Genomic DNA, 12,698 nt, shown 5'->3' on the forward strand with positions numbered 1-12,698 from the left:
TCAACTAGACTAATATCAGTTTTTATTATTAATTGGTGATCTAATGAAATTTGTAAATTGTTGCCACGAAAAATATGCTAGTGAAATTCTTGAAATTTTAAATCAAGCAATTATTTCATCAACAGCTTTATATGATTATAAACCCAGAACATTAGATACTATGATTGATTGGTTTGAAGTAAAGCGTGTTAATGATTTTCCGGTAATTGGTGTGCTAGATGCCAATAACACACTGATGGGATTTGCCACTTATAGTACATTTCGAGCTTGGCCAGCCTTTAAATATTCAGTAGAACATTCAATTTATATTCACCATGATCATCAAGGCAAAGGACTTGGTAAAGTGTTACTGAGCAACATTATTGAAGCCGCTAAACAGCAGCAATACCACACCATTATTGGTGGTATTGATATAACCAATACTGGCAGCATTGCATTGCATGAAAAACTCGGGTTTGTACATGCAGGGACGATTAAAGAAGCTGGCTTTAAATTTGGCCGGTGGCTAGATTTAGGTTTTTATCAATTAATACTCAATACACCTGAAACCCCGCTTGATGGTTAATACCTAAGCTCTTTCATCTTTAGGAGAATCCATAACTACATGAGTAGAAATAGTATGTACTTGCGGCAGGGTACCAAGTACATCGGTATGGAATGTTTTATATGTTTTCAGATTAACTGTTTCTACCCTAAGAATGTATTCAAATGTGCCGGTAACATTGTGACATTCTCTGACCTCATGGGCTAAAGTAATAGCTTGCTCAAAAGCTTCTTGTGAGCCTTTCGTATGCTCACCTAAACCAACCGTCACATAGGCAATAAAGCCATTACCGAGTAATTCGTTATCTAATACCGCGCGATAGCCCTTAATAACACCTGAGCGCTCTAGCTCTTGCACCCGTCTTAAGCAAGCAGAAGGGGATAAACCAACTTTTTCAGCTAATTCTAAATTAGAAATGCGGCCATCAAGTTTTAGTTCTTGCAATATTTGCTCGTTATATCTGTCTTTTTTAGTCATAAGTTGTGTAATGAGTTGTTAATACGTGAAAATAGCACATTAATTTCATCTTGAAAGGCGTATTATTGTTTTATCATAATAAACAAGGAAATTAAAGTGATGAGCTACGAGACTATTCCTGCTTTGATGATGTTTGCCTTTGCATCATCAGTAACTCCTGGGCCAAATAATTTAATGCTAATGGCTTCTGGCGCTAATTTTGGCTTTAAGCGTACTGTGCCGCATGCTTTAGGGGTTGGCATTGGCTTTACATTAATGGTGTTTTTAGTCGGTATTGGCATTATTCAAATATTTGACCAATTTCCGTTAAGCTACGACATTTTAAAGGTCGCCAGTATTGGTTATCTATTATATTTGGCCTATAAAATTGCCGGTGCTGGCTCGCCTGTAGATGATCAAAAACCAGACACTAAACCTATGACATTTATGCAGGCCGCATTATTTCAATGGGTGAACCCAAAAGCATGGACGATGGCCCTTACTGCGATTAGTATTTATGCGCCGACACAAAGCCTGCAAGCGGTGCTATTAGTAGCTGCAATTTTTGGTTTAATTAATTTACCATCGGTGAGCACTTGGGTAATGCTTGGTAAACAAATGCAAAAAATACTGACCAACCACAACCGACTTAAAATGTTTAATATAACCATGGCAAGTTTATTGGTGTTGTCGCTATACCCAGTGCTAATTTAGTCTATGGAATTGATATAATTTTCAACGTTCCGGAGTCATTGAAATTGAGAGTAGATATTTAGCTAAACTTGGGGGCCGCAGAAACTTCGCTCCATGCTCTATCTGCACTTTCATACAGCCAAAAAAAAACCTAGCTAATAGCTAGGTTTTTTTATAGAAGATTATCAATTACTTGATTTTAGCTTCTTTGTAGATCACGTGCTTGCGAGCTTTCGGATCAAACTTTTTGATTTCCATCTTTTCTGGCATAGTCTTTTTATTCTTATCAGTAGTATAAAAATGACCAGTACCTGCAGATGAAACTAAACGGATTTTATCGCGCATGATTCAGTTCCTTAGATCTTTTCGCCACGGGCACGGATATCTGCTAATACAGAATCAATACCATTCTTATCGATAATACGCATACCTTTCGGTGTTAAACGTAATTTTACAAAACGGTTTTCACTTTCTACCCAAAAACGGTGAGTTTGTAGGTTTGGTAAAAAACGACGACGAGTAGAATTCAACGCGTGAGAACGGTTGTTACCTACCATCGGTTTCTTGCCTGTTACTTGGCAAATCTTAGACATGTGAGTCACTCCAAAAAATATTTCAGCTCGAGCTTGTTTAAATCCCAAGGCCGTCGCCACGGGATCCTGAAAAAGGTCGCAAATTATATATACGTCTTTTCAAATGATCAAGCTTTATCGGCTACAAATTAAGCTGTTGTTTGTAATGGCCGCGATTATACTGATTTTTCGACGAGATCCCAATCTAAATTACGTTTTTATACAATTAATTTTAGTTAATGGGTTAAAAAACATTCATTTTGACTATTCTTATCGTAAAACGACGTTACATGTCGCCACGTTCGGCTAGTGAACATGTTAAGTGACCAGCAATTATTATGTGATCCAGCACCCTAATATCAACTAATGCCAATGCTTTTATTAATCTTTGGGTTATTTGTTTGTCAGCCAGACTCGGCTCAGCAATACCAGAAGGGTGATTATGCGATAAAATAATGGCTGCCGATTTAAACTTTAACGCACTTTCTACCACTACCCTTGGATATACAGTGGCGGCATCGATAGTACCAAAAAATAATTTTTTAAAACAAATGATGTTATGTTGGTTATCTAAAAACAAAATAGCGAACACTTCATGAGGTTCGTGTTTTAATTCTGAGATCAAATAATCTTTAGTTTGACTAGATGAAGTTAAGCTTAAACCTTTAGTTAATTTTGCTGCTAAATATCGTCGAGACATCTCTAGGCAGGCTTGTAATTGCACATATTTAGCTTTACCTAAACCGTATTGTTGGCAAAAGCTGTCACAGTCGGTAGCTAATACATTATGTAAACTACCAAAATGTTTTAGCAAGTGTCGGGATAATGCAACGACATCATAACCTTTTACTCCGGTGCGTAAAAAAATAGCCAATAATTCAGCATCACTTAAACTGTGGGCACCTAAAGACAGTAATTTTTCACGAGGGCGTTCTTGAATGGGCCAATCTTTTAACATAAAACTGCTTCCTTGCAATTTGTGTAGTATTAAATTTACATAGTGGTATAACAGCGCACTGATAAATGTATGTAAATACTCACTAATAGTATTTAATCTACTATCCAATCCGTGGTATCTTATCGCCATTAAGACATAACATGGTTTATATCACTATATAAGTCATTAATAATATTAGCAGGTGTAGATGTTTTTACAGAATAAAAATATCGTTTTAGGCGTTACTGGCGGGATTGCTGCCTATAAAAGTGCAGAATTAGTACGACGCTTAAAAGATCAAGGTGCCAATGTAAGAGTTGTCATGACTAATGGTGGTAAAGCATTTATTACACCACTTACACTTCAAGCTGTGTCTGGTAATCCGGTAGCTGATAGCTTACTTGACCCGGCGGCCGAAGCTGCAATGGGACATATTGAATTAGCCAAGTGGGCTGATTTAATTCTAATTGCCCCTGCAACGGCTAATACCATAGCTAGATTAAGCGCCGGTATGGCCGATGACCTACTAGCTACTATTTGCTTGGCTACTGCTGCACCTATTGCTGTAGCACCTGCAATGAATCAACAAATGTGGCATGCTATAGCTACTCAAGAAAATATGGCAGTAATCACTCGCCGTGGTGTTCATGTTTGGGGACCAGGCGCAGGTGAGCAAGCATGTGGTGATGTCGGGTATGGCCGTATGATTGAACCGGATGACATTGTAGAGCATTGCATTAAACACTTTAATACTAATCACTCTTTAGCCGGGCAACACTGGGTAATAACCGCGGGCCCTACTCGCGAAGCGATTGACCCTGTGCGTTATATTTCGAATCATTCTTCTGGAAAAATGGGCTTTTCGATAGCCGATGCTGCGCAAAGCTTTGGCGCAAAGGTCACGATAATAGCCGGTCCGGTAAATTTACCAACACCAAACAACTGCACTCGCATTGACGTTCAAAGCGCAGAAAATATGCATGAAATTGCTTTAGCACAGGCAGTAAATGCCGATGTCTTTGTTGCTTGCGCAGCTGTAGCCGATTATAAAGTGGCAAAAATTAGCGAACATAAGCTTAAGAAAACCAGTTCTAATGATGCCATGAGCATTGCGCTGGTAAAAAACCCAGATATTGTGGCTAGTATTACCGCATTAAAAGATAAACCCTTCACGGTTGGCTTTGCTGCTGAAACGCAAGATGTAGAGCACTATGCTAAAGGTAAACTGGTACGTAAAAATCTAGACATGATTGCCGCTAATGATGTTGCCAAGCAGGGGCAAGGCTTTAATAGTGATGATAATGCTTTAAAAGTATTTTGGCATAATGGCAGTAAAGAGTTACCGTTAACGGCTAAAAAACAACTTGCCGAGCAATTAGTAGCTTTAATCCATGACAGGGTGCAAAATGATTAACGATCTCGATAAAAAGCCAATAAAACTAAAAATATTGGATCATCGGATTGGCAGTGATTTTCCGATGCCAAATTATGCCACGCTAGGATCGGCGGGTATTGATTTATGTGCTTGTATGGCTACAGAGTTAGTAGTTAAGCCTGGTGAAACTCAATTGATTCCTACCGGAATTTCAGTTTTTATTGAAGATCCAAAACTTTGTGCCACTATATTACCGCGTTCAGGTTTAGGCCATAAACACGGTATAGTCTTGGGTAACTTGGTTGGTCTAATTGACTCTGATTATCAAGGACCATTAATGGTTTCATGTTGGAATAGAAGCCAAAAAAGTTACACTATTACTCCTGGCGATAGAGTTGCGCAATTAGTATTTTTACCAGTTGTGCAAGCTGACTTTGAAATTGTGAACAGTTTTGAAACAAGCAGGCGCGGTCAGGGCGGCTTTGGTCATACCGGTAGTTAGGCTAACAAGCCAACGAAAAAAATTTATAAGTTAAGAAAAATAAAAATATGTCAGATAATAAAAAACCAAATCGTAAACAACAAATATTAGAATGTCTTGCTCATATGTTAGAGACAAGCCCTGGACAGCGAATAACTACAGCAAAATTAGCTGGCGAAGTTGGCTTTTCAGAAGCGGCTTTATATCGTCATTTTCCTTCTAAAGCGCGTATGTTTGAAGGACTAATTGAATATATTGAAGAATCGCTATTTTCGCGTATTAATTTAATTCTAACGGATCAAAAAGAAACCATGGTGCGCTGTCATCATATTACCCATGTCATTCTAGTTTTTGCTGAGCGTAACCCCGGTATGAGTCGCATACTGGCTGGCGATGCTTTGGTTGGAGAGAATGAACGTTTACGTGTTCGAGTGCATCAGTTATTTGAAAAACTGGAAACACAATTTAAACAAATTTTACGCGAGCGTAAATTACGTGAAGGTAAAGGCTTACCCATTAATGAATTGGCCCTAGCCAATATTATTCTTGCCTTTTGTGAAGGAAAAATTAGCCAATACGTGCGCTCTGGTTTTGAGAAAAAACCAAGCGACAGCTTTGCTGAACAGTGGCAGTTTTTAATGTCAGGTTGCTAGTAGGCAGACTTACATTCAACTATAATATTGTTAAACACAAATGGCTGATTATATATTTTATATAATCAGCCACTTTTATATCTAAGAGAACATCATGAGCGATTTAAGCCAATTATCACCGAGCAGTTTATGGCAAATTTTTGCCAATATTTGCAGCATTCCACATCCATCTAAGCACGAGCAAAAAATTTCGCTTTGGATCCAAAGCTGGGCCCAAGAGCAGGGTTTAAGTGTGAAGGAAGATGCTGTTGGTAATTTATTTATTAAAAAACCAGCCACTAAAGGTATGGAAAGCCGCAAGGGTGTTATTTTACAAGCACATATGGATATGGTGCCGCAAAAAAATAACGATACCAAACACGACTTTTTAACCGATCCAATTCGCCCTTACATTGACGGTGAATGGGTTACTGCCCAAGGTACAACCTTAGGTGCAGATAATGGTATTGGTTTATCTTCGGCTATGGCAGTACTTGCCAGTGCCGATATAGTACATGGCCCATTAGAATTGTTGGTTACTATTGATGAAGAAGCGGGCATGAGTGGCGCTTTTGGTTTAGAAGCTGGTTGGTTAGATGGTGAAATTTTAATTAACACTGATTCTGAGCAAGAAGGTGAAGTTTACATGGGCTGTGCCGGCGGTGTTGATGCCAGTGCTACCTTCACCCTTGAGAACGAAGCTGTTCCAGCAGGGTATGAATCATTTAACTTGTCTATTTCAGGCTTAAAAGGTGGTCATTCAGGTGTTGATATCCACACCGGACGCGCTAATGCCAATAAATTGTTAGTACGTTTTTTATTGCAGGCAAGTAGAGAGTTTGGCATTCAATTAACAGAGCTTAATGGCGGCAGTTTACGTAATGCTATTCCACGTGAAGCAAATGCCAGTTTTGTCGTTGCCAGTGAAAATGTTGAAGCACTAAAAACTGCTTTTGGTGCTTATTTATCAACGATTAGAGCCAATTTACATATTGTTGAACCTGATATTTCAATGCTACTTATTCAACCGGAAACGTTTGAACAAATGTGGACACAAGCTTGTCAAAATAAAATATTATTAGCCTTAAATGGCTGCGTGAATGGTGTTGTTCGGATGAGCGATGATATTGACGGCGTGGTAGAAACCTCTTTAAATTTAGGCGTTCTGCGCTGCAAAGGCCCTAAATTTGTTGCTTTATGTTTGATTCGTAGTTTACATGATGATGGTCGTACTGAAACCGAAGAAATGGTTGAGTCTGTATTTACTTTAGCTGGTGCAAAAGTTGAATTCTCAGGTGCATATCCTGGCTGGAAGCCGAGTACCAATTCTGAAATTATGAATATTGTGCGCGACACGTACCAAGAAAACTTTAATAAAATCCCTGAAATCATGGTGATTCATGCTGGTTTAGAGTGCGGGTTATTTAAAACTGAATACCCGCATTTAGATATGGTGTCTATTGGACCAACAATTAAATTTCCGCATTCTCCTGATGAGAAGGTTGAAATAGCAACTGTTGGCGAATATTGGCAGCTATTAACTGCTGTGTTAGCAAACATTCCAGAGAAACACTAAAAAATTTAAACCTTAGTAAAAAACTCCCTGATTAAGGTCAGGGAATTTTTACTTTACCCGCGCAGCTATTGCTTGAGCTGTTTTTTCGTATCCCCGCTATCATTTCATTTGCCTTGCTAAATTCAATTTAACTCAAAGTTAGAGATATCATTTAGTAACACACTGTAGTCTGTAATAGCAGGGTATTCGGTAATTTCCCTGATCGCTTGTTTACTGTCAGGATTAGCTACTGCTAACAAATGCTTAATTCCGAAATCTTTAGCTGAGTCAAGAATGTTAATGCTGTCATCGACAAACAAGGTGTTAGCATTATCAAATCCAACATGTTGCTGTAACCGTTGCCATAATAATTGTGACTCTTTAGTAACCCCAAACTGATGGCAAGAAATAAGCTGATCAAAATATTTATTCAATTCTGTACGCTCAATTTTCAGGGATAAACTGTCTGGATGAGCATTAGTGACTAATATTACTTTGCGGCCAGATTGCTTTAACGCGACTAAAAAGTCATGAGCATCTTCTCTTAACTTGATTAAATGCTGAACTTCTTTTTTGAGTTCAGTAATCGGCATGTTGGTTTGTTCAGCCCAATAATCTAGGCAATACCAAGAGATAGTACCTTCTACCTGTTGGTAACGAGATTTTAAGTATTGCTCTGCTTCTGCGATGGAAATGTTGCTGTGCTCGGCATATCTTTTTGGTAAATGCTCCATCCAAAAATGATTATCAAAGTGGAGATCGAGGAGTGTGCCATCCATATCAAGCAACACGGTATGAATTTTTGACCAATCAAACATGGATTTATTCCTGTAAAACAACGGATTAATTGCGTATATTAATGACAATATCAATTAGCCTAATGCTAAATGGCTTTAATCGTATTGTAGATAGTGAACATGGTAGGCATTATTTACACGTAGTGAAAGCATTAGTTATCAAAAATTCCCCAAATGTGTTGTAGGCAAAAATAAATGGATAAATCAACTAAACTTACATTACCAGAGATACTTGCTTCAAAAGAAGTGGCAAAAAGTCGATTGGTTACCGTTGAACAAATTGAATTAAAGTTTAGTAATGATGAACTACGCAGTTATGAAAAAATTAAAGGTGCTGGCAGAGGCGCTGTTTTAATTGTTCCGATGTTAGATGATGACACTCTTATATTAATTAGGGAATATTGTGCTGGAACTCATTCTTATCAGTTAGGTTTTCCAAAAGGACTAATTGATGCCGGCGAAGAGCCAAGTGAAGCTGCGAACAGAGAGTTGCAAGAAGAAATAAAAATGGCGGCAACGACGTTAACTTATGTGCATACAGTTAGCTTGGCGCCAGCATTTTTCAATGCCACTATGGAAATATTTATGGCAAGTGGCTTATATGAAAGCGCTCTTGAAGGTGACGAACCTGAACCATTACAAATAGTACATTGGAAACTCAGTGATTATAAAAATTTATTAGCTCAACCTGATTTTACTGAAGCTCGCAGTATTTCAGCGTTAATGTTAGTAAACGACATACTTAAGGGACACAAATGACAATAAGCCAAAGCTTATTAGATATTGCGATTGCTAGTGCCAAAAAAGCTGGTGTAGAAGTGATGCGATTTTACCATAAAGGTGACTTTGAAAAATTCACCAAAGATGATGAGTCACCGGTGACCAGCGCAGATTTAGCCGCTAACAAAATATTGGAAGATGAATTAGCACGATTAACGCCAGACATTCCAATTATATCTGAAGAAAGCACTTATTTACCGCTGGCTGAACGTGAACAATGGACTCGATATTGGCTATTGGATCCAATAGACGGTACCGGTGAATTTATTGCTGGTAGTGGCGACTTTGCTGTTAATGTTGCTTTGATTGAAAATGGTTGGCCTAAAATTGGCGTGATTCATGCGCCTGCGCATGAGATCACATATTTTGCTGAAACCGGTAAAGGCGCATTTAAACAAGACTCGTTGACTACAACAGCAATTAATGTGGCTGAATATGATGGTAAAAGAGCATTAAATGTTGGCGTAAGTCGTAGGCAAAAGCTTGCAGTAATGGGGCAATATTTGAATGATGATTATACTTATAATCACATTCCTTTAGGGAGTTGCTCTTTGAAAAGTTGTCAGATAGCCGAGGGTACTACAGACTGTTATTTACGAATAGGCCCAACGGGTGAGTGGGACACAGGAGCTAGCCAATGTATTTTGGAAGAAGCTGGCGGTACGATATTAGATAGTGAATTAAATGCACTTTCTTATAACAAACGAGAAAGCTTAATGAACCCTGATTTTATTGGTCTAGGTAATCAAAAAATCAATTGGCAAGATGTTATTAAGCCACACCGCTGCGATCGCGACTATTAATTTTATAGAGACTATTATGAAAAAATTTATCAGTTTAATTTCCTTTTTACTTTTATTTGTAAGTTCATCAACTTTGGCAACTTGGCAGCTAGATAATGAACAATCGTTGGTCAGTTTTGTCAGTATTAAAAAATCTGACGTGGCTGAATCTCATCATTTTGACTCTTTAAAAGGGATAATTAAAAGTAATGGCGAAGCCCAAGTAAGTATTTCTTTAGCAAGTGTTAATACCGGCATATCAATTCGTAATGAAAGAATGCAGGGAATGTTATTTGAATCTGAACTTTTCCCAAAAGCGATAATTACGGCAAATATCGGCACTAAGCTTATTGAAAAATTAGCTCTAGGTGAAAGTTCTGAATTAATGTTGCAAGGGCGCTTAGAATTGCACGGCATGAAAAAGAGCTTACAAATACCAACTTATGTAACAAAAGTAAGCAATACTAAGTTAATGGTAACAAGCATAAAGCCCGTGATAATTAATGCCAAAGATTTTGGTTTAGAAGAGGGTGTTAAAGAATTACAAAAAATAGCGTCTTTACCAAGCATTAGTAATGCTGTTCCGGTTAATTTTGTATTAACTTTTATTCGTGAAGGTTAATCGGCTTGGTTAAATTGTTCAAACGGTAAAATATTTACCGTTTCATGAAGCTCAGAATACACTAAGACAATTTGTTTGCTGGCTAACTGAGCTTTAATTTGTTGTTTTTTTTCATCCAAAGAACATTCAAACTCACCATAATCGGTACCTTCTCTGAAAATATAGTCTTCAATAATTGCGTTTAATGCTTCACTGCTGATTTGGTTAATATCGATAATCATTGGCTAAACTGCTCTGCTATAAAATTTAATACTCGGCGTTCTAGCCAATATTGAGGCTTAAAAGGATTATTACCACTGATATATCCAACATGACCGCCGTGATCACTAACTTCAAAATCAATCAAATTATTGTCTGGAATTTTATCCAAGTATTTATGGCAAAGGAATGGGTCGTCCATGGCGTGAATGATTAAAGTGGCTTTAGTGATTTTATCAAGTCGGTATAATCCACTGGCTTTTTCATAATAATCTTCAGCACTTTCAAAACCATTAATTGGCGCAGTCACTTTTTGATCGAACTCATATAGGGTTTTAATCTGCTCTAGTTCAGCTAGCTCGATATGAGAAATTAGCTTTAAGTTAATTTTTTCAGTGGTACTGTCTTTAAGCATATCTACCAAGTATTTTTGATACACTTTGGAAAACCCCTGATCTATTTGTGTACTACAACTGGCAAGATGTAATGGCGCACAGATAACGGCTGCACAATGAAATGGATTGTTAGGATCTTCGGCTAAATAATTAGCCAAAACGTTACCACCAAGTGAGAAGCCCAATATGGCTAATGGTCGGTTAACAAAGCGCTCCTTTAAATATTCAGTACAATAATGAATGTCCCAAGTGTCGCCGCTATGATAAGAAGGACCCTGACGATTAGGGCGACCACTACAACCTCTAAAATGCATTAATAAGCCAATCCAGCCTTTGGCTTTAATAGCGCCCATCATGCCTTTTGCGTAGTGGCTGTTAATTGAACCTTCTAACCCATGCAACACATAAACAATGGGTTTTAATGGGTGTAAGTTAGGATCTTCAGTCCAGGCAAGGTCTACAAAATCACCGTCTGGTAATTCAACCGTTTCGTTAATTACAGCAACAGTTTGCTTGCGACGTAAAATTTTGGCCGCCATAGTTTGTAAATGGCGGTTACTTAACCACCAGGCAGGTTTGAATGAACTGGATTTTAACATTTGACTCTCTATCTTTTATGGAAAAATTATAACCAAAAAAGTGTAGGGAGAATAGTTAAGAAAGCTTAATTAGCGGTAAATACTGCTAAGATCTGATTTAAATCATTGGTTACGGTCAATGTTTTATCTACAATTTTGTAATTATCAACAGCGCTTAACGCATTAAACAGTTTACTTTCTTGCTCAGAGGTATTTTGACAGAACTTGCGAGTGGCTCTGGCTGGACCAATTTCTAGTTTCCTCCCCGAGGAGTCGTAACTGCCTGAATAATTGTTGCAACCTGCATACCCTCTATAGGTGTTTTTTTCGGTTAAAAACTCAATGTTAACTGACTTTTTGTTTTCTCCTGTCTTAGCTGGAATACCGGCTAGAGAGGTTAGTTGCCATACTTGTCCTGTTAATGTTAACGCCATAGGATTTGCTTCTGGTTTTACGTCATTAGTTTGACAGGCAACACACAATATTGATGCCGCTATAGTGAGGCAGATTTTTGTTAGTTGTGGGCTCATTATGTTTCCAAAAATTTAAAATGCTTAAGATAATCATAGTGCTAACAACGGAAATAGGAAATGTGAGTTACGTTATAAATTGTAAATGAAGAATAATACTTGGCTTATACTTGTTGTCTTGAATTTTGTGGCATAATACGCGACATTAATTTTACCTATTTAGGATACAACAATGTCTATCGAACAGACCTTAAGAGATCGCAGTGGCGATAAATGTGAGCTTTGTGGCGCACAAGATACCCTTTCAGTTTATGAAGTCCCGCCGGTTGCAGAGCCAAACTCTGATAAGAGTGTTTTAGTTTGTTCTACTTGTGATAGCCAAATAAATGCTACTGACGGTGTATATGACACAAATCATTGGCGTTGTTTAAATGACAGTATGTGGTCACAAGTGCCAGTAGTACAAGTGATGGCATATCGTATGTTAAAACGGTTAAACGCAGAAAGCTGGGCGCAAGATGCGTTAGATATGATTTATCTTGAAGACGATGTACGCGAATGGGCAGACTCAGCTGCCGGTGATGCATTAGAAGAAGATGAACCAACATTAGATAACAACAAAGCACCATTAGCCGGTGGTGATAATGTAGTACTTATTAAAGATTTAGTGGTAAAAGGTGCTAACTTTACTGCTAAACGTGGTACTGCAGTTCGAAATATTTCTTTAACTTCAAACCCATTACACATTGAAGGCCGAGTAAACGGCACTCGTATTGTAATAATCAGCGACTACGTTAAAAAAATGTAATAAAATCAGGGTCAGAGTCAGGT

Annotated in this window: 18 protein-coding genes; 10 read left to right on the plus strand and 8 right to left on the minus strand. The window is 38.0% G+C overall.

Annotation, left to right across the window (positions count from 1 at the left end; genetic code table 11):
* The first annotated feature begins 43 nt into the window (after positions 1-43).
* Complete coding sequence (locus RI844_RS16110; RefSeq protein ID WP_348395694.1) at positions 44-565, plus strand: GNAT family N-acetyltransferase; 522 nt, start codon at positions 44-46, stop codon at positions 563-565.
* Positions 566-568: 3 nt separating this feature from the next.
* Here RI844_RS16110 and RI844_RS16115 read toward each other — a convergent pair whose 3' ends face one another.
* Positions 569-1,021, minus strand: coding sequence for an Lrp/AsnC family transcriptional regulator (locus RI844_RS16115; protein ID WP_348395695.1), 453 nt, complete (start codon positions 1,019-1,021; stop codon positions 569-571).
* 99 nt (positions 1,022-1,120) lie between these two features.
* Between RI844_RS16115 and RI844_RS16120 the strand changes: the two genes are divergently transcribed.
* The gene (locus tag RI844_RS16120; RefSeq protein ID WP_348398370.1) at positions 1,121-1,714 is read left to right on the plus strand and encodes a LysE family translocator; all 594 of its coding nucleotides are present in this window, start codon (positions 1,121-1,123) and stop codon (positions 1,712-1,714) included.
* Between the two features lie 168 nt (positions 1,715-1,882).
* Here the strand turns inward: RI844_RS16120 and rpmG are convergent, their stop codons facing one another.
* The 3 genes from rpmG to radC all read right to left on the minus strand — a co-directional run bounded on the left by rpmG (position 1,883) and on the right by radC (position 3,223).
* On the minus strand, positions 1,883-2,038 hold the full coding sequence (gene rpmG / locus RI844_RS16125) for a 50S ribosomal protein L33 (protein ID WP_033078277.1): 156 nt from the start codon (positions 2,036-2,038) through the stop codon (positions 1,883-1,885).
* A gap of 11 nt (positions 2,039-2,049) precedes the next feature.
* Entirely contained in the window at positions 2,050-2,286 is a 237-nt protein-coding gene (rpmB, locus tag RI844_RS16130; RefSeq protein WP_348388116.1) for a 50S ribosomal protein L28, read from the minus strand.
* A 265-nt stretch (positions 2,287-2,551) separates the two neighbouring features.
* Positions 2,552-3,223 (minus strand): RadC family protein, encoded by a 672-nt coding sequence (gene radC / locus RI844_RS16135; RefSeq protein WP_348395696.1) that lies wholly within the window; start codon positions 3,221-3,223, stop codon positions 2,552-2,554.
* Between the two features lie 187 nt (positions 3,224-3,410).
* Between radC and coaBC the strand changes: the two genes are divergently transcribed.
* The 4 genes from coaBC (at position 3,411) to RI844_RS16155 (ending at position 7,266) form a co-directional block, all read left to right on the plus strand.
* On the plus strand, positions 3,411-4,616 hold the full coding sequence (gene coaBC, locus RI844_RS16140) for a bifunctional phosphopantothenoylcysteine decarboxylase/phosphopantothenate--cysteine ligase CoaBC (RefSeq protein WP_348395697.1): 1,206 nt from the start codon (positions 3,411-3,413) through the stop codon (positions 4,614-4,616).
* Positions 4,609-5,079: a dUTP diphosphatase gene (dut, locus tag RI844_RS16145; RefSeq protein WP_348395698.1), complete on the plus strand. Its 471-nt coding sequence runs from the start codon at positions 4,609-4,611 to the stop codon at positions 5,077-5,079. The genes coaBC and dut overlap by 8 nt, the downstream gene beginning before the upstream one ends.
* A gap of 47 nt (positions 5,080-5,126) precedes the next feature.
* Positions 5,127-5,711 (plus strand): nucleoid occlusion factor SlmA, encoded by a 585-nt coding sequence (slmA, locus tag RI844_RS16150; protein ID WP_348395699.1) that lies wholly within the window; start codon positions 5,127-5,129, stop codon positions 5,709-5,711.
* A gap of 94 nt (positions 5,712-5,805) precedes the next feature.
* The gene (locus tag RI844_RS16155) at positions 5,806-7,266 is read left to right on the plus strand and encodes an aminoacyl-histidine dipeptidase (protein ID WP_348395700.1); all 1,461 of its coding nucleotides are present in this window, start codon (positions 5,806-5,808) and stop codon (positions 7,264-7,266) included.
* A 122-nt stretch (positions 7,267-7,388) separates the two neighbouring features.
* On the opposite strand, the gene yrfG is transcribed toward RI844_RS16155, so the two are convergent.
* Entirely contained in the window at positions 7,389-8,063 is a 675-nt protein-coding gene (yrfG, locus tag RI844_RS16160; RefSeq protein ID WP_348395701.1) for a GMP/IMP nucleotidase, read from the minus strand.
* 174 nt (positions 8,064-8,237) lie between these two features.
* Between yrfG and nudE the strand changes: the two genes are divergently transcribed.
* The 3 genes from nudE to RI844_RS16175 are packed head-to-tail and all read left to right on the plus strand — an operon-like array spanning position 8,238 to position 10,226.
* A complete protein-coding gene (gene nudE / locus RI844_RS16165) occupies positions 8,238-8,801 on the plus strand; it encodes an ADP compounds hydrolase NudE (protein ID WP_348395702.1) in 564 nt (187 codons plus the stop codon).
* A complete protein-coding gene (cysQ, locus tag RI844_RS16170) occupies positions 8,798-9,625 on the plus strand; it encodes a 3'(2'),5'-bisphosphate nucleotidase CysQ (RefSeq protein WP_348395703.1) in 828 nt (275 codons plus the stop codon). Before nudE ends, cysQ begins: the two co-directional genes overlap by 4 nt.
* Before the next feature lie 16 nt (positions 9,626-9,641).
* The gene (locus tag RI844_RS16175) at positions 9,642-10,226 is read left to right on the plus strand and encodes a YceI family protein (protein WP_348395704.1); all 585 of its coding nucleotides are present in this window, start codon (positions 9,642-9,644) and stop codon (positions 10,224-10,226) included.
* Here RI844_RS16175 and RI844_RS16180 read toward each other — a convergent pair.
* The 3 genes from RI844_RS16180 to RI844_RS16190 form a co-directional block, all read right to left on the minus strand.
* Positions 10,223-10,447, minus strand: coding sequence for a YheU family protein (locus tag RI844_RS16180; RefSeq protein WP_348395705.1), 225 nt, complete (start codon positions 10,445-10,447; stop codon positions 10,223-10,225). The genes RI844_RS16175 and RI844_RS16180 overlap by 4 nt on opposite strands.
* Entirely contained in the window at positions 10,444-11,418 is a 975-nt protein-coding gene (locus tag RI844_RS16185) for a hydrolase (RefSeq protein WP_348395706.1), read from the minus strand. Before RI844_RS16185 ends, RI844_RS16180 begins: the two co-directional genes overlap by 4 nt.
* A 65-nt stretch (positions 11,419-11,483) precedes the next feature.
* On the minus strand, positions 11,484-11,927 hold the full coding sequence (locus RI844_RS16190) for an META domain-containing protein (protein WP_348395707.1): 444 nt from the start codon (positions 11,925-11,927) through the stop codon (positions 11,484-11,486).
* A gap of 172 nt (positions 11,928-12,099) precedes the next feature.
* On the opposite strand from RI844_RS16190, the gene RI844_RS16195 reads away from it, so the two are divergent.
* The gene (locus RI844_RS16195; protein ID WP_348395708.1) at positions 12,100-12,675 is read left to right on the plus strand and encodes a PhnA domain-containing protein; all 576 of its coding nucleotides are present in this window, start codon (positions 12,100-12,102) and stop codon (positions 12,673-12,675) included.
* Positions 12,676-12,698: the final 23 nt, after the last annotated feature.

It is taken from the genome of Thalassotalea fonticola, assembly GCF_032911225.1.
GTDB classification, from domain to species: Bacteria; Pseudomonadota; Gammaproteobacteria; order Enterobacterales; family Alteromonadaceae; genus Thalassotalea_A; species Thalassotalea_A fonticola.